We start from the raw sequence: 26,103 nt of genomic DNA on the forward strand, positions 1-26,103 counted from the left end.
CGCTCAGAGTACACCTGAGATTATTCATCCCGATGTGCAATTTATATCGTACATTTATTTTCTATATTATGGATTTATTCTCTATCTTATGATCTTTTCTTTGTTCAAAAGACTTATTAATTCTACCTTTTAGAATGGAGCATGAAGATGTAAGCTGTAAAACATGATACCTTAAAGGATTCCTGAATCCAGGTTTTATTCATGAACAGCAATTCTGTAAATCTCTACCTCAATGATTTCTCTTTCTTTTTGGTGAAAGTCAAAAGTTCTCTTTAGAGGGAACTTCGCAACGTACGAGTGTGTAATGACCGCAGGCTTAATGAACTTTTGGATAAAAGCAAGGCTTCCGCGGTTGTGGATGGAATATATTACTTCACTTGTTCTTAATGCTGACGAAAGAAAGGGTCTATCCCTGCCTTTAACTCTTGCCCCGAAAGGAGGGTTCATAAGTGTGGTTTTTACCCGTTCCGAAACTTCCGTGATATCGGAACAAACGAATTCAACTTCCACTCCAAGTTTTTCGGCATTTTTTCTTGCAATCTCAAGAGCTTCAGGATCCTTATCGTATCCCACTACCTTCCTGGCTCCCAGAAGTTTCGCTCCTATTGCAAGAATTCCTGTACCGCAGCCCAGATCCTGAATGGAGTCGGCAAGATCTCCCTGCATATAAGCGAAATGGAGTATTTCCGCAGCAAGAAGAGAGGGAGTCTGGTATTGCTCCAGTTCAAGTTCGGGATCGGAAAAACCTTCTATTTCTTCAAGCAGAATTTCAAGTTTTCTCTGTTTCATATCTTTTGATTTTTCTCAATTACTCAATTATATGTCTGATAAAATTATGAAACCATAGATCTGGTGATTACACAGGCTCTTCGGTAATTTCATCCAGCACAAGCTTTTCCCACTCACGTTCTCCAAGCACGATCTCAAACTCCTGAGGCGTCAGCATAGGGGCAGGAAAACGTCCGACTTCATCCACAGCAAGCCTCGGGCAGGCAGTATTAACGAAAGCGTCTACCTTAAACTGAAGCAGCTGGTCCGGGGTTACCAGATCAATAAGGATCAGGTGTGCTTCCTTCCCGTGATTTTTTGCAAGTTCTTTTAAAGAAGAGGCAAGCTCCATTCTCTTCTGTCCGTTTTTGCTTGAAACAATTATTCCAAAAGTCTGTGCATCCAGAGATTTTGCAATTACCGCACTCCTCTGGCGCAGAATCCTTGAAGGGTCTACCTTACGGACTTCTCCGGAAAAAGGATCGGCTGCAAGGACACGCTTCTTTGTGGAAAGAGCTACTCCCAGGGGATGGAAATCTCCGCTTCCGATATAAAGGTATTCGTCACAATCTTCATCTCGCGCCGCCGAAAAATTGCATCCGAGTACCTGTCCTGCATAGGCGATGCGAGAGTCACCGTGTCCTATAACGCAGGTCTTTCCCAGGCTCTCGAGCACATTACACGCATCAGGAAGCTTATGGACATGCTGGACAGTGGTAATCAGCCCTATCTTCTGCCCGTTAAGTTCAGGGACAGCCATTTTAACAACAGGCCGAACATCAATTGAGGAGCGTGTTTCGATAAAGTATACTTTATCTGAAAGCTTTATATCTTCCAGCTCTGCATGCCCGAAGTGGAAAAGAATATCAACGTGGTCAAGAAGAGTCCTGTCCAGGTCGCAGGCTCCGAAACACGGATCCCCTGAGATAATAATTTCAGCCCCGGTAGCTTCCTCAACCGCTTTTGCCAGCTCCGGACCTTTGCGTTTTAACCCTTCAGGGAACTGAAAGCCTACGAGTCTTGCTTTCGTATCTCTTATTACGCTGATTATATAGTCAGGTCTCAGGTCGAATGCTTCACTGATTCCTAAAGGCATCTTTGATCTCCACACCTTTCTCGCTCACATCAATTGTAACGAGAATCTTGGGTTCAACTCCGAGCTCCCTCAGTTTAAGATAACCATCTCCGCGCCCTATAACGGAGATTACATCCGTTACCTCAACGCCCATGTTCTGCAGCGCCCTTACAAGGGCAAGGAGAGTTCCCCCCGTACTGATAACGTCGTCAACGATAATTACTCTGTCCCCTTTTTTGAGCCCGTTTATATAGAGGGCACCCTTAGAATACCCTGTGCTCTGGGAGAGTTCCACTTCCCCTTCAAGGAAGTAAGGCCGTTTCCGGACAATAGTAAGAGGAATTCCGGTTTTCAGGGAGAGTGCATTTGCAACCGGAATGCCCATAGCCTCAATCGTAAGAATGGTATCAATTTTTTTAATATTGGTAATCTGCAGAATATATTCAGCGATCTCCTCAACCAGGTGGGGATCGATAGAAGGTACGCCATCAGAGATAGGATGGATGAAATAGTTGTATTCCCCTCGCTTGATCACAGGGGAATTAATCAGTGAATCTTTCAGTCTTTCAAGCATGGTTTTAACCTTTCTGGCTGTCTCGATATTCCGGGAAGTAGAAGTCTGAAATTAAGCCTGCTCCCTCAAGTGTAATGTTTCCCGGAGATATGTGTACAGGTATGCAGATAAAGTGTGCAGACCTATTGCCGGGAAAGATAAATCGCTTTCAAGGAAACATCAAAGTACTTGATATAGCTTTGGTTTTCCAATTCGAGCCCGTTTATGTTCAGGGTGCAGGAAATTTATAACAAATAGGTATCTCAGTATTAATAAATTTAAGGATAATAAAGGTAAGGAAATATGTAAAAAACTATAAAAATAGAAAAAAGTCAGGGTAAAAAAGAAAAAAGTTAAAAACCCGTCAAAAGCCTTTAATCATCTGTACCTGACATTCTGCTCTACTTTAAACTTATTCATCCAGTTACCGATTCCAGGAATTTAATTTTTCAGGTACTGACACTCCCTGACGAGTTGAGAAGTCCGAGAACTTCATAAGGATTTGTATCTGCCTGTTCCATTTCGTTCAGGGTTGCCTCATCAATGTCAATGACTGCGATCTCCGTAACAAGGCCATCCCAATTTTCAGGATTCATAAGCCAGAGGTCTTTTTGGTATTTTGAAACCCAGGAAGGATCGTCTTCTTTTGCCCCGCACCGCTCACTCACAGTATCAGAGTTATACCCGAGCACAACAGCCTTCAGAGTTCCGGCATTTTTATCCTTAACAACGAAAATTCCAGCAAGGGAGTCGTTAATTGCTTCAATTTCTTCGTCGGGAAGTTCAGAGACCCAGATTCCTCCTTTTCCGGGGGTAGCATCCCAGCGTGTTAAGAAAACATCATCCTTACACCACTGAGGGGAAGAGAAAACCGTATAACTTACTCCCTCCTCAAGCGGGTAGTTTTCTTCCATCCAGTTTGCAAGTACAAAGCCACTGGAAACTCCCGGACAGAAGTGGTTGTGTATTTCAAGGCACTGCATCAGTTCGTAATCAAAGTCTCCGGTTGCCCAGGCATTGCAAATTGTAAGAATAGCAAACTCGCGCCCATCAAAAACCTTTGAGTTTACTTTTTCATTCCAGGCTGCTACGGACTCCTCGTTTTCGGAAAGTACATCAAAGTCGATATTTTCCGTCACCTGGTAGCTTATCTCATTTTTCTCTCCGTATGAAACCTCAATATAAGTACAGTTTCCGCTTGATTTGTCAAAGAAGGCAAACCAGAGGGGAGCATTTCTTGCGTTCTGGACTACAAGCAGGTTCTTTGTATACTGTAACTCCCTTTCATAAAACTCCGAATAGAAGTCATTTAGAAAAACATCGGATTCAGCAGGAGTACCCATGTCAGTCAATACAAAGGTGTTTTCAGGTTCGAGAGTTCCAAGCTCTTTTTCGGCTGCAGCAAAGACCTGAGCCATCAGTTCCTTGTTATCAACTGGAGGATTAACATTTCCAGTTGAGTTGAGAAGCCCGAGAACTTCATAGGGATTGGAACCCGCCCGTTTCATTTCACTCAGGGTATCCTTATCAATGTCAATGACTGCGATTTTCGTAACAAGTCCTTTCTCATCCCAGTTATCCCTGTCCATAAGCCAGAGATCCATCAGGTATTTAGAAACCCATGCAGGATCATCTTCTTTTGCCCCGCATTTCTCATTCACGACATCAAAATCAAACCCGAGAACCACTGCCTTCGTTGTTCCTGCGTTCTTATCCGTAACCACAAAGATTCCGGCAGGAGAGTTCCCGATTGCTTCTATTTCTTCATCCGTAAGCGCAGAGACAAAGATCCCTCCTTTTCCGGGGGTGGCATCCCAGCGCTTTATAAAAACGTCTTCTTTGCACCAGTTAGGGCAGGAAAAAACCGTATAACTTACCCCTTCCTCAAGAGGGTAGTTTTCTTCCATCCAGTTTGCAAGCACAAAGCCACTGGAAACTCCCGGACAGAAGTGGTTGTGTATTTCAAGGCACTGCATCAGTTCGTAATCAAGGTCTCCGGTTGCCCAGGCATTGCAAATTGTAAGAATAGCAAATTCACGCCCGTCAAAAACCTTTGAGTTTACTTTTTCATTCCAGGCTGCTACGGACTCAGGGCCTTCGGAAAGTACATCAAAGTCGATATTTTCCGTCACCTGGTAGCTTATCTCATTATTCTCTCCATATGAAACCTCAATATAAGTACAGTTTCCGCTGGGTTTGTCAAAGAAAGCAAACCAGAGGGGGGCATTTCTTGCGTTCTGAACGACAAGAAGATTGTCTGTATATTTCAGGTCCCTTCCATAAAATTCCGAGTAAAAACTGTCCAGAAAGACATAAGATTCTGCAGGAGAGCCCAGATCCGTAATTATAAGGGCATCTTCAGGCCCAAGAACTCCCAGATCTTCTTCGGCTGCGGCAAAGACCTGAGCCATCAATTCCTGATTATTAGTTTCAGTTGCCGCCCCCGGAATGGAACCAAGGGAAAAAATGAGTACTGTAAGGAAAATAAAACTTGTGACTTTTGCTTTGATTTTCCTGTTGGCAAACACACTTCTTCTAATCATACTCTTACCTCTAATTGCTTAATTAATCTGACAAAAGTAACATTTGCCAGATGCGTTTAAATTAATAATTAAGATAAATTGTTATTTTTATGTTTTTTAGTGTTACAAAAAATTAAGAAAATAATACATAAAACTTTCGGATTTTGTTAACGCTGAAGACAGATACTGGTTAGAAAAAGGAGAACGAAACTTACCGGAAGAAGAGGAAAAGGAGAAAAAATTAAGAAGAGAGAAGGAAAAAATTAAGAAGAGAGAAAGAAAAATTAAGGAGGAAGATTAAGGACAGACAATAGTATCAAAAAGTCCTATTACTATCTCTGCCAATTCTTTGCTCTTTTCAGTTGAGGTCATGAGGGTGTCGGCACGGGCAGCTCGGCATCCAATCCTTTCAAACGCGAATTCATCTGCCTGATCTCTTTCATCGAAAACAAAAGTATCCAGGAAATCCTGATAATATTCCGCAACTCCTGCAGAAGAGACTTCAAGCCCGCAGGCTTGCATCAGCTTTCCGGCAGGCCCGCTGACAGGGGCATTGCCAATAATCGGACTAACTGCTACGACCCTTTTCTTTTGCAATATTTCCTTCATTCCGGGAAGGGAAATAATAGGACCTATGCTCGTAATAGGGTTGCTTGGACCTATAAGGACGTTGCCATCCTTTTCAAGGGCTTCGAGTACTTTTGGAGAAATCGAAGCTTCAGAGACTCCCCTTATATCGACTCCCAGCACATCGGGTTCTCCACGTTTTCCTATCCAGAAGTCTTGAAAATGCATTACTCCCTCAGCGGTTTCTATGTAAGTGGAAACAGGATCATCAGACATCGGCAAAATCTTTGCATCAATTCCGAAAATGGAAGCAAGTTTTAAAGTTGCCTCTGTCAGAGACGCTCCACCCCTGATAAGGTTCGAGCGGATAATATGAGTTGCCCTGTCCATATCCCCGAGCTTCATGCTCTCTTCGACTCCGAGTTCCTGCATGCGTTCATAAGTCCTGAAGGTGTCTTTTTCTATGCCCCACCATTTTTTCCGATCAATCTGGTCTGAGAAAAGATAGAGCACTGTATCAAGGTCTGGAGAGATCAGGTTCCCAGAAACCCACAGGTCTTCGGCAGTGTTTACAACAACGGTCAGTTCCTCCGGCGGGAGGATTTCCTTGAGCCCGTCAAGGAGTTTGGGAGTTCCGGTGCCGCCTGAAAATATAATCATGATAATACCTGTTTCTAATGCCTTTTTCTAAATTTTTTTCAGCATTCGGGCAGCAGGTGCCCTGTAATTTGCTTATCAAAGCAATAGCATCAAAGTAATAGATACAACAATATATAATGACATCTGTCTAAAGATTAGTCAACTACTTTCGACTTCAGTCGAAAGCTTGTAAGTAACCGTTACTTTGGTAACATGTTCCTACGTTTGGACGGTTGACACAGGGTTTACCAGACCCGTAGCTTTCGAAAGCACGCCCTACACTACCAAGAACCTTTAAAAATTATTTCAGAGAGATTGTTACCAATCACTTTACCTGATAGGCATTGTATTTACCCCGAACTTCAACCTCGCCTCTTCTGTTTCCTCAGAAGTGCCTCGCCTCAAAAGAGGTATCGGGTAATACATAATATATAAATGACTTAATACAGAAAATAATTAACGAGGTGGAAAAAAGGCAGCAAGGGGATGTTGACGCATTCCTCCCATGACTAAAGTCACGGGTACCCTGCTTATTTGTCATGAAAGTAGTCCTTGATCCCGTACATGGTTACATAGAACTGGATGAAATCGTCCAGGAACTTCTGGCTATCCCCCAGATGCAGCGACTCAGAAGAGTCAGGCAGCTTGGCTTTTCAAACCTTGTATACCCGGGAGCAAACCATACCCGTTTTGAACACTCTCTCGGAACCATGCACCTTGCCTCTATGCTGATGAAAAACCTCGACTCGATTGACGAGGATAAAAAAATGGAGATCAGAGCTGCTTCCCTTTTGCACGATGTAGGACACGGCCCTTTTTCCCACGTAACAGAGAATGTTATTTATAAATATACAAGGCGCAGGCATGACGAGATAAAGGAAATTGTAGGGAAAGAGGAAATAAAAGAAGTCCTTAAAAAGTACGGGATTTCCCCAGGAGACATTGCAAAACATGTCGAAGGCGAAACCTCTTTAGGACAGATCCTCAGCAGTGAAATAGATGTGGACAGGATGGACTACCTTGTCCGGGACGCTCATTATACAGGTGTTGCTTTTGGGGTTGTTGATTACAATCGCCTGATTAACCAGATGCATTTTCACGAAGACAGGCTTGTCATAGATTACGGGGGACTTAAAGCAGCCGAGTCTCTTCTGGTCTCCCGCTTCTGGATGAATACCTCGGTTTATTATCATCATGTGACCAGGATCTCGGAAGCTATGTGCTCAAAAGCCGTTCAGCATATGATCGAGAACGGAGAGCTTGATCCATTCAGGCTAAGACAGATGGACGATATAGACCTCGTAGCAGCCATGCGAAACGCGAAAGGGTATGGGGGAGAACTTGCCAGACGGCTCGATACACGAAAACTCTATAAACGGGCTCTTTATATAGGGCTTGAGGAAGCAGGAAAAGGTGTACTCAAGCATAGGGATAAAATCGAGAGAGCTGAGAAGGAGATTGCAGAACTTGCCGGGGTAGACCAGCAGTGCGTGCTTGTGGACATTCCAAAAACTCCTGAAATGCTTGAAATGAAAGCAATGATAAAGACAGACCGTAAACTGATCCCCCTTAATGAAGCTTCACATTTTGTGTCCATACTGCAGGAAGCTCACATGGATAACTGGAGAATGGGAGTTTACTGCCCAAAAGAACACTGTGAAGCTGTGGAAAAAGCTGCAAAGGAATACTTTAACGTAAAAAAAGTCACGAAACAGTTTAAGCTGAGCGATCTGGAAGAAACTAAAGTGCAGGAGTAAAATTTTGTTTAAAATAACAAAAAAAATCAGCCGAACAGAAATCACGCTCGAAGTAAAGAAACTGGGGGAAGACTATCTGCTGACCCTTACCGGCGGAAAAGAGCATGTGGGTGCAGTTGCAGTGGGAGTGTTTGATGAAAAGAGCGGTAGAGCCAGTTCTTCCGTACTTACACTGCCAGGACATAGGGAAGAACAGCTTGCTCTTGACAGCGCAAGGAGGGTCAGCAGAGCAACAGGGAAAACATCGGTAGTTGTTGCCGGTATCCATGTGGATAACATCAGCCTGGAAGAGATAAAAGAAATAGTCTCAACTGCAGAGGAAATGGTTGGAAGCTTTATCGCATCCTGTGAAAAAAGTGATATGACCGCAAGGAGAAGCAAATAATGGAAATAACTGTAGGTATCAGCGGGGCTTCAGGGGTTCAGTATGGAATCCGCCTGCTTGAAGTACTGGCAAAAAAAGGGATTAAAACCCATCTTGTACTGACAGAAGCTGCAAAACAGATAATCGAGATCGAAACCGATTACTTACCCATAGAAGTGGAAAAGCTGGCAACATGGAATTATTCTCAGAAAGACTTCTCAGCTCCCATAGCCAGCGGCTCTTACAAAACTTCAGGGATGGTTATTGCTCCATGCAGTATGAAAACCCTCGGGGCAGTTGCAAACGGGATATCCGATACCCTGATAACACGGGCCGCAGACGTTTGCCTCAAAGAAGAGAGAAAACTGATCCTCATGACAAGAGAAACTCCCCTGAACCTTATCCACCTCGAGAACATGCTCAAAGCCAAAAAAGCAGGAGCAAGCATTCTTCCGGCATGTCCGGGCTTCTACTCCAGACCGAAAACCCTGGAAGAGATCATAGATACCATGGTTGGCAGGGCACTTGATCTTTTAGGAATCGAAAATGACATTTATCAGCGCTGGGAGTGAAAAATGGCAGAAGGACAAATGGATTCCTTCACAAATTTAAAAGTTAAGTAAATCCGGAAGTTAAGTAAGGAAATCCTGAAATGAAGCAAAGAAACTCGAAAGTTAAGCAAATAAAACCGATTTTTGATTCTTGAAGTCAGAATACAGCCGTATGATCTAACGAAAGCTATATAAAGGATAACCTCCTTTGAGAGGAAGCCCTTATGGGATAGTAGGGTAGCTTGGTCCATCCTCGAGCGTTTGGGACGCTTGGACCGCGGTTCAAATCCGCGCTATCCCATCATTTTTACTTTTGTGGAAATTTTTCGAAAATTTGGAAGAAAAGAATTACTTAACAGTTTTTAAATCCTTTTTAATTGTTTATTACTTTTAATTCTGTATTACCTTCAATTCTGTATTACCTTTAATTCTGTATAACCTTTAGTTCTGTATAACCTTTGACCGCTTTTATAACTTTAACTGTTTTCATCATCTTACCAGGGGTTTATCAATCAGACATGCAAAAATACGTAAGCACTGAAACTTATATTCCCATCTAAAAAACATTAACTCTGACGTAGTATTCTAAAACGAGGCTTAAAATTGCAGCTTAAAAAATATTAATTCTTAAGTAATATCTTTATAAATGACGGATAATTTTAATACTGAAAAGCATCTTATCATATTTTAAGCGTGAGTTAATAGCTTCGTAGAACTGACTGATTTAGAATCATTTTAATACAGAAACTGATTACTTATTTTAGGTGTGAATAAGTATTTCCTGGAACTCACCCTTTGAAATTATGCTATACCAGTTATTTTATGTAGGGGTAAAATATCATGAAACAGACTCTCGAAACATTAAAAGGAAAGATAGCTGAAAATACCCTGACATCCGAAGACATCTTTTCATTCACTGAAAGGCTGAAAGAAAGTATGCGGGAAGGAAACCCGATTGTCAGGAACGTCTCGTCTACAAACATCAGCCTGCTAGAGGTATATGCATTTGCCCTGCGGAAGATGGAGATGACACAGGAGGACAGGGGAAGCGAACTCAGGGCTGGAGACTGGAGGGACAGTATAGACGATCTCAGCCAGCTCAGATATTTTATAGATGAGCTGGAAAGAAGCGAGCTTGTCAAAAGTGTTGCGTGGAACGTTCATGCAAACGTAATATATGATATCCCAGATCCTGCTGCATATAAGAGATATGTATACTGGAAGATCAAGTCAGTCCTCGACAATATGGAGCTCTTCGAGCAGCTTTAAGCTAAAAACGAAGGGACAAAATTCCATAAAGAGGGAACAAAACTCAATAAAGGAATTGAAAAGGAAAAATAAGCACGAAAGAAGAAGCACATGCCTGTATCTCATGTGACAGGCATGCGCTAATAATCTTTTCCTGAAAAATCAGGTTAGTGCATTTTCAGAGATTCCAACTTTTTCGTTCTTGTATCTTATTTATTATTTCATGTTTTATTTTGCATTTTCTATCTTATGTTCTTTTAGCGGTGCCTTACAACGCAGTTTGAAAGCCCAAGGATTTCTACGATATCACTGTTATCAGGGCTGTGGATTATCATCTGCCCTTTTTTAAGATAGGGAATTCTGCGCTCGTATTCTTTGGGGACTTTTAAAGATGAGATTGCAGCATCATTGTTGAGGTTGAGAATCAGTTTTGTGTTGACCTGCTTGATGACAGTGTCATCGATATCCTGAGGATCCTGAGTGATTAAAAAGAGCCCGAGCGCTTCTTTTCTGCCCTGGCGGGCCGCGTCTGCGAAGCGAGAGATAATAAGGCGGGCATGCTCCCCGTTTGCCTTTGAAAGATAGCGGTGAGCCTCATCCAGTGCCAGGATAATCGGGGTTTCTTTGATGGCATCAATCCCTGTGGTATTGAGCTTGTTGTCAACAATAAGGCTCATGATTGTGAGCACTATGAGGTCTCTGATTCTTGGAGAACTTATGTACTCTGTCGGGAAAACAGAAATCTGTCCCGGCTTGAAAATTTTGTCAAGAACATCAGTAATCGGGGTTGCATCCCGGTCAAAGACCTTTGAGAAAAATTTGCTGTTTACTCTCCGCACGATACCGTCGTAAGAGGACTCATGGATTCTATTGCTGTCAACGTAGTAAGAACGCGTACCCTCGTTTTCAATGTGGCTGATAAAGTTCTGGTAGGTATGAGGCACACTTAATTTGAAGAAGTCCACGAGGAGCACTTCAAGCCCTATATATTGAAGCTCGGACATCCCTGCTGCTGCAATCAGCCAGGAGTTATGTTCCACAAGGGAAAAAGGAATAGTAAATTCTATCTGCTCTGCCCTTGACTTGTCTCCTGGATATTTCTGCCCATCGATTTTTGCCACAAAAGCCTTTGTTGACTGAACCCTGCCGTAAGTAACGTTTTCTGAATCAAACCTGAATTTGTCGTCATCTGTCAAGGTATCATTATCTTCGAAAATCTGGGAATACTCGTCCTGAGGGTCCATAATTACCAGGCAAGGATTTTTCTTCGCTTTATCAGGAGAGCTGCGAAGTCTGTACCGGTTACCATCAGTCATGAACTGGCGCAGGATATTTTTTGAAAGGAAGGTCTTTCCTGTTCCCGTGCTCCCGCAGATAAGCATATGCCTGAAAATAAGGGGGTCGCCCATCGAATAATCATTTCTGAGGTAATAAGCAACTGTTTCGGGCTCGGAGTGGGTCTTTAAAAGTTCCCCTCCAACACTGAGGTGCCCAAGAAAAACTCCTTCTTCCGGAATGTTCAGCCCGGTCTGGACTTCAAGCCTGTCCGTAACAGGCAGTATGGGCGTATTAGGACGGGGAATTCTGTCTGCCATCCTGCGCGTGAGTTCACTTTCTGCTCTTTTTCTGTAAAGGATACAGAGAGGATCAAGGCAGGCAAGGAACTTGTAGTCGGCTTCGTTTATAGGGCTTGCCCGGGCATTCAGCATGCGCCTTGAGTGGATTTCGGTTGCATCGTCCACTGCAAATTCCTGCCTGTACTGGAGTTTGCCTACCCTTGCAAAGAGCTTTTCTTCATCCTCATAAGGCACGACAACATATGTTCCGAGCCTGATTTCACTCCTGTGGGCAGAAGAAATGTATCCTGTAATCGTAGCTCCCGAAGGAGTTATTTCCAGGGGTTCTATACCGGTTGTAACAATCCCGAAAGCCTCAACCGGAGAGAGAGTAGCTATGGAGACTCCAGGATCGTACTTTTCAAAAGTTTCAAACGGAAGTTCTTCTTTTTCGGAAAAATCAGCAATCGATAAATCATCAGGGAAAAAAGAAGAAACCGGCTCAGGAACAGCTCCAGAAAGGCCAGAAGGACCGGAAAGACTTTCCGCGAAAATTTTTGAACCAGTATCTGAAAAATTCTGTGGATCATTTTCTATGAGTGTTTCAGGTGAAGGAGCAGGAAACTCTTCAAAAACTGGCTGTGTATCTGGATCAGAGGTTTCGTTAAATGAGTCCTTTTTCCGGCCCTTTGTCTCATTATCTGGACTTTCCTTTGATGCTGTGGTTTTACCTGAACCCGCGTCTTTTTCGGAAATAGTGGCATTTTCAGGAGCAGAAGTCTGTTTCATTTTATTGGGAATAAAAGCAAAAATATCGGCGTCTTCATATTTCATTGAGCTTACCCCACCGGGTGTCATTATAAGTTATATCAGGACTCATATTTTCAAAGAATTTATCGATCTCCTGCCTCTCCACTTTCCTGATTTTTGCTAGGTGGTCTGCCTTTGTGAGGGTAAGGGGAAAACCGTGCAGAGAAAGGTCAAAGAGAACTTTTTTAGTAATTTGCATGCGCAGGAAATCATCTTTAATAAGCCCGTAAGGGGCTTCAACCTTAAAAACCACATCCTTTGAAGGCACATAAAGCATGAAAAAGCAGAGTGCATAATCTTCAGGTGAGAACCTGTGCCTGAGCTTTTGCTGAATCATGTCCCCGGCTGCAAGAGGGGAAGTTCCGTTAAGCATCCTTTCATAAAACCTATTAGGCTGTAAAAACCAGTTAGTGTAAGTGATGTAAGCGCTTCTGGGGCCATTAAGCTTGCCATTGTTCCCGTTATTCCCGTTATTTTTTGAGTTCCACCCGTTATGCCCGTTTTCGGAAGTCCTGCCGGCTTTATCCGGCGAGAGAAGGTTTCGGAAAAACTGGGCATCAAGCAGCCATGGAAGATCAAAACCTTCTTTTTTCTTCCGGACACTGTCCATAATCTGTACATCAGTAGGATTTTTTACAAACCCTACTACAGGACTCTTTTTTTCCAGAAAATGATCCATAACATCAATATAGTTCTGGAGGATTTTTCGGGCATCAGGATTTTGCCGAATCCTTACCTCGTCGTCGTCCAGTACCATCCAGTACATGAGCTGTTTCGGATAAATAGGCCCGTCCATTATGAAAAAGCTCTCAGGCTCTATCCTGTCCTTCATAAAAAGCAGGTGCTCGGATTCTGCAAGGTACATGGCAAAACTATGTACCATGTCAGGAGCCTTTCTTTTCAGCTCATCCGGAGCAATTGTGACCAGCTTTGCCCTTCCCAGTCCTTCATCAAAGGTTTCCCAGCCTGATGTCGCCCGCATTGCTATTTTCTGCGAAGAGGAATAAGCAGCACAGACAATTGTCCTGCACCTCTGGACATCAAGATCAGTAGGTGTTGCAGCCAGCCCGCAGTGGCAGAAGTCTACAAAAAGCCCGCTGTCATAAGTCCTGGGGTTCGTGCTCCCACTGTCGCAGGCATAGGTAACCGGATAAGGGTCCTCGCCCTGAGCCATCAGCTCGGTTCTGACCATGCCACGAAAGAGCCTGTCTACAGCCTTAAGAATTACCTTCCCGTCAATCTTCAATTCTTCAAGCAGCTTATAAATATCCGCTGCCGTTTTCGGGTCATCAAGCTCAAATGATCGGTCAATTCTTTCTGCAAGCTCCGAGATCTTATGCATATGCACGGGCTCAAGTGTCATGAATAAAAGATACTTTAAACAGTAATATATATTTGTTGAGTGAATAAGAGAAAAATAAAATACCAGCAGTATTAGAAAAAATATGCAGGAAAAAGATAAAAAGATACAAACTTATTATTCACTAAAGGTGGTTCTCAAGCAGAAAAACTATAATGTTTAACCCAAGCTCTTGGTTTATTTTTACCTGTTTGATTTTACTTATTGCTTTTACTTATCTCACCCTTTATTTCTGCTAATTTACCGCGAACATAGCTGTACTCGCTTCTTAAGTTATCAATATCTACTAGCACAGTTTCCATCCTTGATTCTATCAGTTTTCTCATCTGCTCGTTTTCGATTTCATCGGATATTTTGCAGCTCAGGTCTTGCTTAATATCTTCTACTTCTTCCATGTATTCGTTGAATTTATCGACATAATTTTCCATCTTCAACTCTCTTGCCACAGCCTGCAGACTCTCCAATTCGTCTATAAGAGCATTTGCAGTGTTATCCAGATTATTCATTTTCCTTTCTAATCCGGTCAGTCTAGACAGTACATCCTGCTCAGTTAATTCGGACAATGCAGTTCCCCCTTAAATTATCAATCATCTGCACATGAATTGGCATATAAATCAAATAACTCAGAAAAATGGTATAGCTAAAAATTGATTTTGATGCTCTCCCCAAAAGAGCTGTTTATGAATATTAAATTTCCATGTATTTAATTTAAGGAGAAATAAAAGAATTGAATCTAAAAGTTATTTCAACACTCCTTTTTTCCAGGAGAAATTTTTCTTCGGGCTCCGTTCAAATTTCTCACAGAACTCCGGAGGAAGTGCAGGATACTTTGCTTCTTCGAGAGGAATACAGAAGATCCTTTTTGGCTTTCTGGCTTTTCCACCGAGTCCGATAACCACAAAAAAAGGGACGAGGTTATCGTTTGCAAAGGTTCTGTAACGCCCCAGCTGTTTGGGACTTGACCACTGGAGTTTACCTTTGAAGAGTTTTGACCTGAATTTGCATTCCACGCAAAAGATTTCATTGGTGCGCCTGTGGCGGAGGACGAGGTCTGGACCGCAGTCGGATTCCACATACCTGGTATGTTTTCTTGCCATATCCGTAGTCCACTGCACAATGGAAAAGTTTTTTTCATCAAAGAGGTCTACCACACACCTTTCGAAATCATCTCCTTTTTGTTCGGACTCATTCTCAAGAATGATACTCAGGATTTTCCTTAGCTTTCTAAACAGACCCATAGTTACACCACTATTGTTTTTGAGAAAATAGTGGGATATTTTAACATATTTATAAATGTGGTGGTATGAAAATATCAAAAAATAGAGACTGTGCTCATAAGGGAAGCATCTTACAAAGTCCAGTATAAGAACACTCTTTTTTATTTTCAATAAGAACTACATCAGTTCCGGTTTATGCCTATTTTTTCTCAGAATTGAAGGGTTTAATAAAGTGTCTTTTGGATTTCCGGAAAACCTTAATCTAAAAAAAGGATTATACTATAATAGTAGAAATATAAAACTTATTTAAAATAATTAAAGAAGAATTTAAATCTCAGGACTCTACGCCTATAGGGGGAAGGCACAGGAACTATGAAGAAAAGCTGATAGCACCGGAACAGGCAGCTGAGCTTATAGAAGAAGGATGGAAACGGGCAGACCTGCATGTACATACAACCTGTTCTTTTGATGTGCTTCCGGCAAAGGACTTGGATCCCAAGAGTCTCTACAAAAAGTCTCTTGAGATGGGCATGGATTTTATAACATTTACTGATCACAATACAATGGAGGCATATGAAATCCTCGGATGGGAACATAAGAATCTTGTCCCGGGGGTTGAGATGACCATATATGATCCGGAATTTGCAGGACATACATTACATATTAACGTTTTTGAGCTTGACAGGGAGGAATTTTCGGAACTCAGAGAAATAGCAGAAATAGAGCATGACCTCAAAGGTTTTATCGGATACCTCAAGAGGCACAGGCTTCCTTTTGTTTACAATCATCCATTCTGGTTTGAGTTCCATCAGCAACAAAATCCTTCTGCAGTACCGAAACTGGCAAAGCTCTTTCCCGTACTTGAATATAATATGCATGAGCTCAAGCAGAAAAACGAGCTTACGATAGCTCTTGCAGAGAGGTTTGGCAAAAGCATTGTTGCGACAACTGATACTCATTCCGGAAAAGTGGGGCAGGTATATACCCTGGCAAAAGGAGACAGCTTCAGGGAGTATTTCAGGAATATAGAAAAGGGGAAAAATTACATCGTTCCCGAAAACCTTACAAGAGAGCTCCTGATCGAAGAAATGAATACCTGGATAGACCTGATCTTTGAAAAGAGCCAGAAGAACCGGGATATAAAAAATTACCTTACAGGAATAAAGTCCCTGGATACAATTGTAAAAATCTCAAGAAGCGCTCTTTTAAACTATTCTCCAAGACTTAACCGGACAGCTATGAACCTGTTCTATATGATCTCAAATACAGGGATTCCGGCTTCGTTTTACATTCATTCGGAAAAGAGTTTTGCCAAGAAAATCGAAAAAAAAATTGAGATTAAAAGCCAGAAGTAAAAATTCATTTTTTCCTTTTTCAGCTTTTTTTCAGCTTTTCTTTTTTCACATTTTCTTTTTTCACATTTTCTTTTTTCACATTTTTTAACTCCAACTTTCTTCTTCTCAAGTTTGATAAAGCCCCAAAAATAAAAACATATTATATAGAGGCTGATTTCAAATATATGAAAAAAATAGAAAGGTTTATTTACGAAATTGTTTAGAATTTATAGCATAAAAATCAAATTTTTTGTATGATTTTTGAATACTCAGATATCTAATATTAATAATGGATGCAAATAAGTTTGAAGAAAAGGGCGCATTGAGGTTACATTATTTTTCCAGCTCATATTTTACGCATACTTCATGAATTGATGTTTCCAATGTTCCTGTTGATCAGCAGAAAATTGGAGAAGAATGAGCAGAACAGAAATCATTTTCAAAGTAACCTGAACCTTTGGAGCGATTTGCGTAATCCAGGAGAAAATTCGAGACAGGAAGAGGCTGCAGGATGAAACAAAGAAAAAATTTCACTAAATCAGAACTAAACAGAGGGTTAAAGCAGTGGTTGATTTTTGCCGTACTCACGATTATTGTTTACTCAAACATATATCCGGCAGTAGCGGCAGAACCTGAGAATTCCGAGGAAAACCTTACACCCTCAAACGACGGGATTTTTGACAGAATTATAACATATATAAAAAGCCTGCTGGGAGACGAAGAAAAAACGCAGGTCTCCGGAGCGGTTTCTGAAGCGGCCGCCGCAGGTATGCAGCAGTCGGCAGATACTGGAGGAGCAGTCCTGAAAATTGCAACTCCAAGCGTAATAAAATCTCCGTCCTTTTTAGGAGACTCAAACCTCGGAGTTTTTGCCCATCTTTCAAATCCTCCTCTCATGAAAATGGATTCTGAAGGACATCTTGTCGGCCAGCTTGCAGAAAGTTACGAGGTCTCTGAAAATAATACCTGCTGGACATTTTACCTTAGAGACGACCTCTACTGGAGCGACGGAGAACCTGTAACTCCGAAAGATATTGAGTTTTCAATCCGTTATTACGGAAAAGAGGCACCCTCAGCCAGATGGATAAATGACACCCTGGAAAGTGCGGCTGTTTCGGAAGCAAATAATTCCGTGACCTTCAAATTTAACAAGCCTTACACCCGCATTGACCTGGAGTTTGCGACCTACAATATCCTCCCTGCCCATATATGGGAAACAATTGAAAACCCGGTAGAGTATACAAACAACGGTCCCTATGTGGGCTGCGGGCCTTACTATCTCAAGCTGATAGACCTTAACGCCGGAAAACTTGTTTTTGAGAAAAACCCTTACTGGAAAGGAAAAGCTCCGGAACCCGAAACCGTGGAGATCCATTTTTACTCAAGTGTTGATGTTGCCACCCTTGCCCTTAAAAACGGAGAGATCGACACTTATTACAAATATGCAGGTTCGTACCCCTATTCCGGTATTGAGCAACTTGAAGAAACAGGAAATTTCGACTTTATTGAAAAGACAGATATAGGGCTCGTGTTTCTGGCTCTCAATTTGAAAAAAGCTCCCTTCTCAGACACAGAATTCAGAGAAGCACTGGCTTATGCAATAAATTACGAAGAGATTGTAAGTCTCGAGACACTGGGGTATGGAGAAGTTCCAAATCGCGGTTTTGTGCCGTCTTCCATGGAAAATTTCAAGGAAACCGAAAGACTTGAGTACAGCCCCGAAAAAGCCAGGGAAATTCTGGAAAAAGCAGGATACTCGGACAGTAACGGAAACGGAATCCTTGAAGGAAAAGACGGGAAAGACATCAAGCTTGAAATCCTTATCCGGCCGGAATATTCCCGTACAGGCGAGCTTCTTGAAGAATATCTTGAGCAGGTTGGTCTTGCCTCAGACCTGAGGACTGCGGATGCAGATACCTGGGTCACTCTCAAGGATAACTACGAATATGACCTGACAGTAACCCGCTCCACCCCCTGGGGCATGCTCATGCATGCAAGCTGGGGAAGCGGCTATTTTGATTCAAGGCGGACAGGACAGGGAGTTATGCATAATCTGGATGACCCCGAATTCATGCAGCTCTGCGATAATATTCTCGCAACCACAGACTCTCAAGAACTCCAGAGCTATGCATACGAGCTTCAGAACTACTATGCAGAGAATCTGCCTGCAATTCCTCTCTACTGGAGCAGCATTGTTACCCCATATAACAGGCACTTTGAGGGCTGGTACACTGACCCTCTTTACGGGATCTATAACCTGGACAACTTTGTAAATGTGAGGAAAATAGAGGCATAAAACAAAATAAAAAATAAGAGCAATGTCAGGAATAACAAGAAAAGGAATCAGATACCTTTCCTCACTCGTACTCATAATCATCATTAATTTTACCCTTCCCAGACTCATGCCCGGTGATCCGGTAAAAAACCTGATAGGGGAAGATGTTTATGTGTCCGAAAACGTGATGGAGGAGCTGAGGGCAGAACTCGGGCTTGACAGGCCTCTTTACGAGCAATTTGCGTCCTTCCTTTCGGATCTCCTGCATCTTGATCTGGGGTATTCTTATCACCTTCACGCTCCTGTTGCAGAAATCCTCCTGGATAGGCTGGGCTGGACCCTATTGTTTGTGGGAATATCAGTTCTTATCGGAGCCTTCTTGGGAAGCCTGTTTGGGGCCCTTGCAGGGTGGAGACCTGAAAAGAGAATGAGCCGCTTTACAGGTCTAGCTTTTATTGTGCTCTCCTGCACCCCGCCTTACTTTCTTGCCCTCCTTTCCCTCTATCTCTTTTCTTTCAGGCTGGGGCTCTTTCCCTCGAAGGGATTTTATGATGTCCTGGAAATAGGGAGTATTCTTCATCATCTCTTTTTACCTGTCTGTGTAATGTCTGTGTTTTCAGCGTCCAGAAATTATCTGGTAATGCGCGGAAGCGTAATCCAGGAGAAGGAACAGCTTTACGCGCTCTATGCCAGAGCAAAGGGCCTGAACGATATCGGCATACTCTTCAGGCATATAATAAAAAATGCCTCACTCCCGATCATCACCCTTCTCGCCCTGGACTTCGGGTTTCTCTTCAGCGGGGCACTGTTTATAGAAATCATCTTCTCCTTAAACGGCATGGGGACCCTTATATACGGTGCAATAATGGGAAAGGACTATCCCCTGCTCCAGGGAGCTTTTCTGGTAATTGCCCTCACAGCCCTGCTTGCAAACATGCTTGCTGACCTGTTCTATTCTTTAATCGATCCCAGGGTAAGGAGACCTACATGAGTACTGAAGCTGCCTGTATTGAAAGTTCCTGCATCACAGAAGCCTGCGCTGAGGAGCATCCTGAAAAACAGCAGGAAAACTCCAACCTTAACTTTAAGTTTCCCGGAGAGCCTTTATTCAGGGTTTCCAGAAAGCTAGAAGGTCTCCTGGGGCAACTGAATCAAGGAGGAATTCTCCTTTTTATTTTTTTCCTGTTCATGGCGTTATTTCCTTCCTTTCTTGCCCCCTATGCTCCAAACGAGCGATTCACACACTATGAAGAGCCTTCCTGGGATCACTTCCTCGGGACAAACGACATAGGAAACGATATTCTCTCCGAACTTGTGTACGGATCAAGGATCTCAATGACAGTGGGCTTTGCGGCAGCTCTGATTTCAACCCTGATGGGGATTGTACTCGGGATCTGTGCAGGCTATTTCAGGGGAGCTCTTGATGAGGTGCTCATGGGCTTTACCGATGTTGTCCTTATTATCCCGAAAATTCCTCTAATCATAGTGCTGGGAGCATACCTGCAGCCGAGCATCTGGATCTTGATCCCTGTACTTGGTCTCCTGTCCTGGGAGTCTACCGCCAGGGTTACCCGTTCAAAGACCCTCCAGCTCAGAGAGGCAGGCTATGTTAAAAGTGCCCGATGCATGGGCTTTTCTTCCTGGCACATAATGAGCACGGATATTTTTCCCAACCTCTACCATGTCCTGCTGCCCAAATTCATGCTGGCAACAGCTTCGGCAATGATTTCTGAGGCCTCACTTTCTTTTCTTGGACTAAGCGACATAAGCATGAAAAGCTGGGGTACCATGCTTTCTTTTGCCTTTTTCAGGGGTGGCTTTATCCGTGATATGTGGTGGTGGTATGTTCCTCCGGGGATCTGCATCACTCTCTGCGTGATATCTATTGCACTGATAGGGTTCGGGCTCGAAACACAAGGAGAGGAACACGCAGGAGAAGGGGCGGATGCAATGTGAGTGCCGGTATTGTTAACGCGCTGCTTGAAGTAAAGGATCTCCAGGTCTTTTTTAAGGGAATAAAAACAATAACCGCTCTTTCAGGGATTTCTTTTTCGATTGGTGAGAGCGAAACCCTGGCTCTTGTTGGAGAAACAGGATGCGGAAAATCTGTGGTTGCACACGCAATCATGCGCCTTTTGCCCTCTGAGTCCAGGGTAAAAGGGATTGTAAAATTCAGGGGAAAAAATCTGCTCGAACTGAGCGAAAAAGAAATGATAGAGATCAGAGGAAAGGAGATCGGGATCATTTTCCAGAATCCGTCCCTTGCCCTTAATCCCGTGTATTCCATAGGACACCAGCTTGCAGAACCTCTGCATGTGCACAGAAAGGAAAAGAAGGAAAGAGCGCTTTCCATGGCAGCAGGAGCCTTGAAAAATATGGGTTTTGCAAATGCCACCGAGTATGTTCGTTATTACCCCTCATGGTGCTCAGGGGGGATGAACCAGCGTTTTTTGATTGCAGCTTCAACTATGCTTGACCCTGCCCTCCTTATAGCAGATGAGCCCGGCAAAGGGCTTGACAGGAAATGCATGTCCGAACTTGAAACTGAGCTTAAGAAATTGAAAGTGGAAAAAAAGACTGCTCTGCTCCTTATAAGCCATGACCTCGGTTTCGTAAAGAGGCTTGCAGATAGGGTCGCAGTAATGTATGCCGGAGAAATTGTTGAAATTGCAGATTCCTCAAGCGTTTTTGAGAGTCCCCTCCACCCGTACTCAAAAGGGCTCCTGAACAGCCTGCCCGAGAAAGGCTTCATTCCCATACCCGGCTTTTCTCCTTCTCTTAGTAACCCTCCTTCAGGCTGCAGGTTCCACCCGCGCTGCTCCCTGAGAAAAATGCACTGTACTGAGAACCATCCAGACCTTACAGAAATTAATGGAAGAGCTGTGAGGTGTTTTTTATATCACTGAGAGCGGACAGGCTTTCAAAGACTTACGGGTCTGGCCTGCTGAGTATGGGAAAATGCATTTTCCAGGAGGTTTCGTTTGAAATCAGGCCAGGAAAGACTTTCGGACTTATGGGGCCATCCGGAGAAGGGAAAAGCACTTTAGGAAGAGTCATTGCCGGGCTTGAAAAAGCCACAACCGGCTCCGTATATTATAAAGGTACCCTTCTTACCGGGATGGAAAAAATTGAAAAAATAGCCTTCCGCCGTAAAGTCCAGATAATGTTTCAGGATCCCACGGATGCTTTTAACCCCAGGAAAAAGATAGGACATTCGATTTTTGAGGTCCTGGCACTCCTCAGGGTTCCCGAAGGCAAATATGCCTCAAAGACAGAAGAGGTGCTTATAACCGCAGGCCTCCCTGAGGAAGTACTTTCCCGTTACCCCTCCCAGCTTTCAGGTGGTCAGCTCCAGCGCCTTGCCCTCAGCCGGATTCTCCTGCTAGACCCGGAATACATTGTCCTTGACGAACCGACCTCTGCCCTTGATGTTTCAGTGCAGGCACAGATCCTTCACATGCTTAAAAAGGTGCAGACTGAACGAAACACAGGCTATCTCCTTATTTCCCATGATGAAGCTGTTATCCGCTTTATGTCCGACAGCTATGGAGTGCTTGAAAACGGGCAGCTGAAGATAATCGAGTAACAGCTTTCAGCCCCGAGTTTCGTGTAGGGAAAAAGGTAGAAGGAGGAGAACTGAAAGCCTGGGTTTAAAACAGATCCAGAACCGCTTCAGGGCTTTCAAGTACAGTGATTCCCTGCAGCCCTTTTACAATCTCAACGTTTCTCATATCCACGTCCCTGACAAGGACTTCAACAGGCCCGCCCTTGATGGCATTGTAAGGACACAATTCCTTGCAGATCCCGCAGCCTTTGCATTTCAAAAGTTCTATCTGGTCTGTGATGCCGTCTTTTTCAGTGATTGCGCCGTGAGGGCAGTTTTCCCGCGGGGGGCAGGTTTCACAGTGCCTGCATTGTTTCCTGTCAATATTGTAGGGCATTTCAGATATGATCGAGCCTTCAATATCCACAGGAACGATATAGACCGGGACCCTTCCTTTCACAGCCTGTGCAACGGCATTGGTTACAAGGGAATCGGCAATCCCATAAGCTATTTTTGAAACCGTGTTTGAAGTTGCAGGGGTAACGAAGAGGGCATCATATCTGTCAAGAAGAAAACGTCCGACTTTGGGGGAACTTGAACCCTGCTCGGTTTCCCGGAAGATTTCCTCAAGGTAGTCTCCTCCCGAGATTTTCACAAGCTTTTGTTCAAGCCCGTACATCCTGAGCACCTCTTCAGCTGCCCTGGAAATATAAGTGTTTACTGAAAGTTCGGGGTTCCTGCGTTTGAGTTCTTTAAAGACCTGGTAACTGCGATTCAGGAAATGACCTGCTCCTGTAATACCCCATGCAATGATCTGAAAGCTCATGAAAAGAAGTCATGCCTAGAGAGATAATATAATTTTCTAAAACAGAACAATCGGAATGAAAAAGAAAACTCAAAGCCCGAGAACTTCATAAAGCAGTTTCATAGCTTTCTTTTCAGCATCGCCACCGCATTTGGAAGCAAGGGACTCATAGTGCGTTATCCAGTCAAGGTATTTTTCTTCTCCAGAAAGCTGGTAACGGGTTGCGTGAACAGTAGCCTCAATCACGGCGTTAAATCCTCTATTGGGCACAGGAAGCTCTTTTCTGTTAAGTTCGTTAAATCCCGCATTTATGGGAACGAGATCTGCAACAAGCGCTTGATCCGTATTTTTAATATTTATGCATTCGAAAACAACCCAGGATACGGCTTCTTTAAGGATCGGAAACTTAAGCCCGCCTGAAATTACATACTCAAATTCTGAAGGTTCAAGGTCGAAGAAAGTCGAGCGCACAAAGAGCAGGGAATCATAGACAACGTTTGAAACCAGGTATCTCTCTTTAAGGACATTTGCCCAGGTATGGCTGCCTTTGAAAAGGCGGACAAAAGGTCTTCCGCCCTTTGTGATAATACCTATCGGAGCGGCATTCGGGTATTCAAAGCCTGTACTCACTATTACCTCGGAAATTCCCTCCCTGATCCCGAATGAAGGAAGGTCGATAGCATAGTGAGGTTTTTCAAGTTCCCTGCAGTCAGAAGAGAATCCGGTCAAAATCTCAAGCCTCCGAGAAGGGCAATAAAAAGCCCTGCAATAATTATATCTGCAGTAGAGCCGGGATTAATCCTTTTTTCCAGGAGCTCGGAGTCAAACTCCTGTACTTTGGGAAGGATGGAGGCAAAGTCCCTGGCTGTTTTCCCTGAAGCTTCCCAGCCTAAAAAAATTTCGCCTGCTCTGGAAGAAACATAATCTGCAGTTTCGGTATCAAACTTGGTCTGGATAAAGGTATCCCTGTGCCTTGAAAGCAGTTTAAGGAAAGTGTATACTACAGCCTCATTGATTCCTGTGCCAGAACAGCTGGAAACCGAACCCCCGGTCAAAGCTTCTTTTCCGCAGTTTCGTGACTGCATAAACTCAAGGATGCTTTTTGCTCCCTCAAGGCAGCGCCCGAACCCAGAGGTCCACTCGTTTGCGATCAGGTCATATCCTCTGGCGATCTCCATAAGGGAGTAAAGAGTAACATTCTGTTCCCTTAGATCGGCAGTTGCTTCAGGGTCTTTGAGGTCAAATTCATCCACATTATTTACCCTGACTCCTGCGTGCCCGAAAGCCCTGTAGAACTCAACAGCATCTTCACAATCAGTTGCCCGGACAAGAGAATGTGCACGGGAAGCAAGTTCCTCAAATTCCTCTGCCTCAAGCCGGAAACCTGCTTTTCCGCAGCGAACCTGTTCTTTTTGTTCTCTTGAAAGTTCGCCTGCAGCCATTGCCAGAGGGACCAGGAGTAAAAAAGCCCCGAAATGGGTGTTTCCTCCCTGCTGCCAAGTAGAGCTTTCGTAAACCGCACTCCTGAGAAGCAGTCCTATCCTTTCCGTGCTCTTTGCAGCAAGCTCAAGAACAGGATAGACGGAAACCGAAGAGGCAACAAAATGCTCAAAACATGTATCAGGATAGTTATGTTCCCTGTCAACATTCCCTGGCTTAGGAGAAGCCGATACCTCAAGCAGCATGGCAAGCTGTGCACAGCGCGCGATCATGCTCGGGGTAAAGGACTCTCCTGACCATTCAGAAGTATGGCAGGAGAAAACAGTATTAGTGGGATTCATTTACCGGAATCCTGGCGTGGTCAAGGATATATTTTGCCAGCTGTTCTTTAAGCTTCATGTATTCTGCATCGGATAGATCGAGAGTGTTCAGTACACCGTCCCTGATCCAGCAGGGCTTTGTAATCTTACAGCACCAGACAAGGCTGCCGAAACAGGTATCTTCTCCGAACTCGAGCATTGTGCCCCTGGCGAATTCCATTTTAGTTCTGGCGAACTCTTCTGCGGTGTATCCCAGCTTTCTGAACTTCTCATGCACAGGGCAGGGCTTTACCGGAAGGCAACAGAAAGCCAGAGCTCTGAAGTCTCCTTCACTGCAAACGTGCTTGGGAGCATTATACCAGCCTATTGACTCCTGATAAGAAGTGACACTTTCTACAAGTTCCTTTATCAGCTCAGGGTTTTCCATGGCACCTCTTGCAACAGAGACCATGTCGGCTCCCCGGGAAAACATGTCCTTTGCCGCGGCAAAGTCAGTAACCGAATTGTTGCCTATAAGGAAGAGCCTTGTAGCATCCCTGTAGCTTGTGATCGCATCAAGATCGGCTCCAAAGCCTTCGAGCATGGCATCCACATGGATAATGTCAGCCCCGGCCTTATCAATAAGCCTGGCAAGTTTGACATCATCTACTACATTTGCTCTTACCTTTACGGAAAGCACAACTCCGGTCTCTTTTATTGCCTTTATCCAGGCAGAGAGTCTTGGGAGGTCGCGCAAAAGGGCTTCACCTATGCCTGCCTCAAGCATTTCAGGCTGCTTGCAGTGGGCATTTAGTTCAAGGATTGCCCCTTCTTCCTTTACAAGCTTTGCAGCTTCAATCAAAGGCTCAAGGGTGGTGCTTCTTACGTTTACAGCAACAGCGCTTCCGGAGGTTACTGCCCGAATTTCCTTTTTTATAAGCTCCAGAGGTTCGTCGGAAATGAACTCTTTCCTGCCCCGGGCTACAAGGTCTGATGCAACTTTCATAGACCCCTTATCCAGATTGAAGGCTCCGAGTACTACGAGCCCGGCATCACCTGCATACTGGTTGGCAAAGGCGCTGTCGGCAATTCCTGCCATAGGTGCCAGTGCAATAGGATTTCTAAAACGAACATACCCAATATGCAAATCAAATAGACAATCACTCATGTTTTACCTCTTAAAAATAAGCATGGAAACTGAACACAAAAATGATAGTTATAGTCAGATATTAAACTAACGAATTTTTTAAGCTTATGAGAATCTTTTTTCAAAGAATTCGCGAGAATGGAAAATCCATCTTATTTTCACGATTACAATACATATATATTAATATTTGGGAATACCTCCAGGAACGCAAAAGTTATATAGAGTACGCGGAAGAAATGCACCTGCTTAATTCAGACCCTTAGAGAACTGAA

At 43.6% G+C, this 26,103-nt stretch carries 23 protein-coding genes and 1 tRNA gene; 11 read left to right on the forward strand and 13 right to left on the reverse strand.

Going from position 1 to position 26,103, the window contains the following annotated elements:
• Window positions 1-195: 195 nt before the first annotated feature.
• From MSHOH_RS18725 to cofD, 5 genes are all read right to left on the reverse strand, one after another.
• Window positions 196-789, reverse strand: a complete 594-nt coding sequence (locus MSHOH_RS18725; RefSeq protein WP_048141961.1) for an METTL5 family protein — start codon at window positions 787-789, stop codon at window positions 196-198.
• A 67-nt stretch (window positions 790-856) separates the two neighbouring features.
• Window positions 857-1,864, reverse strand: coding sequence for a diphthamide biosynthesis enzyme Dph2 (gene dph2, locus MSHOH_RS18730; RefSeq protein ID WP_048141963.1), 1,008 nt, complete (start codon window positions 1,862-1,864; stop codon window positions 857-859).
• Window positions 1,845-2,417, reverse strand: a complete 573-nt coding sequence (gene hpt / locus MSHOH_RS18735) for a hypoxanthine/guanine phosphoribosyltransferase (RefSeq protein ID WP_048141965.1) — start codon at window positions 2,415-2,417, stop codon at window positions 1,845-1,847. Before hpt ends, dph2 begins: the two co-directional genes overlap by 20 nt.
• Window positions 2,418-2,845: 428 nt before the next feature.
• Window positions 2,846-4,939: an FmdE family protein gene (locus MSHOH_RS18740; RefSeq protein WP_048141967.1), complete on the reverse strand. Its 2,094-nt coding sequence runs from the start codon at window positions 4,937-4,939 to the stop codon at window positions 2,846-2,848.
• A 276-nt stretch (window positions 4,940-5,215) separates the two neighbouring features.
• Window positions 5,216-6,145, reverse strand: coding sequence for a 2-phospho-L-lactate transferase (cofD, locus tag MSHOH_RS18745; protein WP_048141968.1), 930 nt, complete (start codon window positions 6,143-6,145; stop codon window positions 5,216-5,218).
• A gap of 518 nt (window positions 6,146-6,663) precedes the next feature.
• Between cofD and MSHOH_RS18750 the strand changes: the two genes are divergently transcribed.
• The 5 genes from MSHOH_RS18750 (at window position 6,664) to MSHOH_RS18770 (ending at window position 10,065) form a co-directional block, all read left to right on the forward strand.
• Window positions 6,664-7,881, forward strand: a complete 1,218-nt coding sequence (locus MSHOH_RS18750; protein ID WP_048141970.1) for an HD domain-containing protein — start codon at window positions 6,664-6,666, stop codon at window positions 7,879-7,881.
• Between the two features lie 4 nt (window positions 7,882-7,885).
• A complete protein-coding gene (gene lpdD / locus MSHOH_RS18755) occupies window positions 7,886-8,266 on the forward strand; it encodes a prenylated flavin chaperone LpdD (RefSeq protein ID WP_048141973.1) in 381 nt (126 codons plus the stop codon).
• Window positions 8,266-8,817 (forward strand): UbiX family flavin prenyltransferase, encoded by a 552-nt coding sequence (locus MSHOH_RS18760; RefSeq protein ID WP_048141975.1) that lies wholly within the window; start codon window positions 8,266-8,268, stop codon window positions 8,815-8,817. The genes lpdD and MSHOH_RS18760 overlap by 1 nt, the downstream gene beginning before the upstream one ends.
• 205 nt (window positions 8,818-9,022) lie before the next feature.
• A tRNA-Pro gene (locus MSHOH_RS18765) sits at window positions 9,023-9,097 on the forward strand.
• A 539-nt stretch (window positions 9,098-9,636) separates the two neighbouring features.
• Complete coding sequence (locus MSHOH_RS18770; protein ID WP_048141977.1) at window positions 9,637-10,065, forward strand: hypothetical protein; 429 nt, start codon at window positions 9,637-9,639, stop codon at window positions 10,063-10,065.
• A gap of 236 nt (window positions 10,066-10,301) precedes the next feature.
• Here the strand turns inward: MSHOH_RS18770 and MSHOH_RS18775 are convergent, their stop codons facing one another.
• The 4 genes from MSHOH_RS18775 to MSHOH_RS18790 form a co-directional block, all read right to left on the reverse strand.
• Entirely contained in the window at window positions 10,302-12,434 is a 2,133-nt protein-coding gene (locus tag MSHOH_RS18775; RefSeq protein WP_239451058.1) for an ATP-binding protein, read from the reverse strand.
• Entirely contained in the window at window positions 12,424-13,773 is a 1,350-nt protein-coding gene (locus tag MSHOH_RS18780) for a DNA double-strand break repair nuclease NurA (RefSeq protein WP_048141980.1), read from the reverse strand. The genes MSHOH_RS18775 and MSHOH_RS18780 overlap by 11 nt, the downstream gene beginning before the upstream one ends.
• A gap of 194 nt (window positions 13,774-13,967) precedes the next feature.
• The gene (locus MSHOH_RS18785) at window positions 13,968-14,333 is read right to left on the reverse strand and encodes a hypothetical protein (protein WP_048141982.1); all 366 of its coding nucleotides are present in this window, start codon (window positions 14,331-14,333) and stop codon (window positions 13,968-13,970) included.
• A 177-nt stretch (window positions 14,334-14,510) separates the two neighbouring features.
• The gene (locus MSHOH_RS18790; protein ID WP_048141984.1) at window positions 14,511-15,008 is read right to left on the reverse strand and encodes a hypothetical protein; all 498 of its coding nucleotides are present in this window, start codon (window positions 15,006-15,008) and stop codon (window positions 14,511-14,513) included.
• Window positions 15,009-15,457: 449 nt separating this feature from the next.
• Here MSHOH_RS18790 and MSHOH_RS18795 point away from each other — a divergent pair, with 449 nt between their 5' ends.
• From MSHOH_RS18795 to MSHOH_RS18820, 6 genes are all read left to right on the forward strand, one after another.
• The gene (locus MSHOH_RS18795; RefSeq protein ID WP_239451059.1) at window positions 15,458-16,342 is read left to right on the forward strand and encodes a PHP domain-containing protein; all 885 of its coding nucleotides are present in this window, start codon (window positions 15,458-15,460) and stop codon (window positions 16,340-16,342) included.
• A 490-nt stretch (window positions 16,343-16,832) separates the two neighbouring features.
• Complete coding sequence (locus tag MSHOH_RS18800) at window positions 16,833-18,617, forward strand: ABC transporter substrate-binding protein (protein WP_048141988.1); 1,785 nt, start codon at window positions 16,833-16,835, stop codon at window positions 18,615-18,617.
• 22 nt (window positions 18,618-18,639) lie between these two features.
• Entirely contained in the window at window positions 18,640-19,587 is a 948-nt protein-coding gene (locus tag MSHOH_RS18805) for an ABC transporter permease (protein ID WP_048141989.1), read from the forward strand.
• Window positions 19,584-20,552 carry an ABC transporter permease gene (locus MSHOH_RS18810; protein WP_052730934.1) on the forward strand — a complete coding sequence of 323 codons (969 nt, stop codon included), beginning with the start codon at window positions 19,584-19,586 and terminating at the stop codon, window positions 20,550-20,552. The genes MSHOH_RS18805 and MSHOH_RS18810 overlap by 4 nt, the downstream gene beginning before the upstream one ends.
• Complete coding sequence (locus tag MSHOH_RS18815; protein WP_048141990.1) at window positions 20,549-21,502, forward strand: ABC transporter ATP-binding protein; 954 nt, start codon at window positions 20,549-20,551, stop codon at window positions 21,500-21,502. Before MSHOH_RS18810 ends, MSHOH_RS18815 begins: the two co-directional genes overlap by 4 nt.
• A complete protein-coding gene (locus MSHOH_RS18820; protein ID WP_048141991.1) occupies window positions 21,484-22,182 on the forward strand; it encodes an ABC transporter ATP-binding protein in 699 nt (232 codons plus the stop codon). Before MSHOH_RS18815 ends, MSHOH_RS18820 begins: the two co-directional genes overlap by 19 nt.
• Window positions 22,183-22,246: 64 nt before the next feature.
• On the opposite strand, the gene MSHOH_RS18825 is transcribed toward MSHOH_RS18820, so the two are convergent.
• The 4 genes from MSHOH_RS18825 to MSHOH_RS18840 all read right to left on the reverse strand — a co-directional run bounded on the left by MSHOH_RS18825 (window position 22,247) and on the right by MSHOH_RS18840 (window position 25,852).
• The gene (locus tag MSHOH_RS18825) at window positions 22,247-22,966 is read right to left on the reverse strand and encodes a dihydromethanopterin reductase (acceptor) (protein ID WP_048141992.1); all 720 of its coding nucleotides are present in this window, start codon (window positions 22,964-22,966) and stop codon (window positions 22,247-22,249) included.
• A gap of 69 nt (window positions 22,967-23,035) precedes the next feature.
• The gene (locus MSHOH_RS18830; protein WP_048141993.1) at window positions 23,036-23,674 is read right to left on the reverse strand and encodes a DUF447 domain-containing protein; all 639 of its coding nucleotides are present in this window, start codon (window positions 23,672-23,674) and stop codon (window positions 23,036-23,038) included.
• Window positions 23,671-24,726: a triphosphoribosyl-dephospho-CoA synthase gene (locus MSHOH_RS18835; protein WP_048141995.1), complete on the reverse strand. Its 1,056-nt coding sequence runs from the start codon at window positions 24,724-24,726 to the stop codon at window positions 23,671-23,673. Before MSHOH_RS18835 ends, MSHOH_RS18830 begins: the two co-directional genes overlap by 4 nt.
• Window positions 24,713-25,852 (reverse strand): methanogenesis marker 9 domain-containing protein, encoded by a 1,140-nt coding sequence (locus MSHOH_RS18840; RefSeq protein ID WP_048141997.1) that lies wholly within the window; start codon window positions 25,850-25,852, stop codon window positions 24,713-24,715. The genes MSHOH_RS18835 and MSHOH_RS18840 overlap by 14 nt, the downstream gene beginning before the upstream one ends.
• Between the last annotated feature and the right edge of the window lie 251 nt (window positions 25,853-26,103).

Origin of the sequence: Methanosarcina horonobensis HB-1 = JCM 15518 (assembly GCF_000970285.1) — an archaeon.
Classification (GTDB): Archaea; Halobacteriota; Methanosarcinia; order Methanosarcinales; family Methanosarcinaceae; genus Methanosarcina; species Methanosarcina horonobensis.

What these genes read in the sequence shown, in the direction of transcription:
- MSHOH_RS18810 (WP_052730934.1), top strand. Translation starts at nt 19,584, where the DNA reads ATGAGTACTGAAGCTGCCTGTATTGAAAGTTCCTGCATCACAGAAGCC.
- MSHOH_RS18740 (WP_048141967.1), bottom strand. Translation starts at nt 4,939, where the DNA reads ATGATTAGAAGAAGTGTGTTTGCCAACAGGAAAATCAAAGCAAAAGTC.
- MSHOH_RS18780 (WP_048141980.1), bottom strand. Translation starts at nt 13,773, where the DNA reads ATGACACTTGAGCCCGTGCATATGCATAAGATCTCGGAGCTTGCAGAA.
- MSHOH_RS18825 (WP_048141992.1), bottom strand. Translation starts at nt 22,966, where the DNA reads ATGAGCTTTCAGATCATTGCATGGGGTATTACAGGAGCAGGTCATTTC.
- MSHOH_RS18770 (WP_048141977.1), top strand. Translation starts at nt 9,637, where the DNA reads ATGAAACAGACTCTCGAAACATTAAAAGGAAAGATAGCTGAAAATACC.
- MSHOH_RS18725 (WP_048141961.1), bottom strand. Translation starts at nt 789, where the DNA reads ATGAAACAGAGAAAACTTGAAATTCTGCTTGAAGAAATAGAAGGTTTT.
- MSHOH_RS18840 (WP_048141997.1), bottom strand. Translation starts at nt 25,852, where the DNA reads ATGAGTGATTGTCTATTTGATTTGCATATTGGGTATGTTCGTTTTAGA.
- MSHOH_RS18760 (WP_048141975.1), top strand. Translation starts at nt 8,266, where the DNA reads ATGGAAATAACTGTAGGTATCAGCGGGGCTTCAGGGGTTCAGTATGGA.
- MSHOH_RS18805 (WP_048141989.1), top strand. Translation starts at nt 18,640, where the DNA reads ATGTCAGGAATAACAAGAAAAGGAATCAGATACCTTTCCTCACTCGTA.
- dph2 (WP_048141963.1), bottom strand. Translation starts at nt 1,864, where the DNA reads ATGCCTTTAGGAATCAGTGAAGCATTCGACCTGAGACCTGACTATATA.
- hpt (WP_048141965.1), bottom strand. Translation starts at nt 2,417, where the DNA reads ATGCTTGAAAGACTGAAAGATTCACTGATTAATTCCCCTGTGATCAAG.
- MSHOH_RS18800 (WP_048141988.1), top strand. Translation starts at nt 16,833, where the DNA reads ATGAAACAAAGAAAAAATTTCACTAAATCAGAACTAAACAGAGGGTTA.
- MSHOH_RS18750 (WP_048141970.1), top strand. Translation starts at nt 6,664, where the DNA reads ATGAAAGTAGTCCTTGATCCCGTACATGGTTACATAGAACTGGATGAA.
- cofD (WP_048141968.1), bottom strand. Translation starts at nt 6,145, where the DNA reads ATGATTATATTTTCAGGCGGCACCGGAACTCCCAAACTCCTTGACGGG.
- MSHOH_RS18835 (WP_048141995.1), bottom strand. Translation starts at nt 24,726, where the DNA reads ATGAATCCCACTAATACTGTTTTCTCCTGCCATACTTCTGAATGGTCA.
- MSHOH_RS18790 (WP_048141984.1), bottom strand. Translation starts at nt 15,008, where the DNA reads ATGGGTCTGTTTAGAAAGCTAAGGAAAATCCTGAGTATCATTCTTGAG.
- MSHOH_RS18775 (WP_239451058.1), bottom strand. Translation starts at nt 12,434, where the DNA reads ATGAAATATGAAGACGCCGATATTTTTGCTTTTATTCCCAATAAAATG.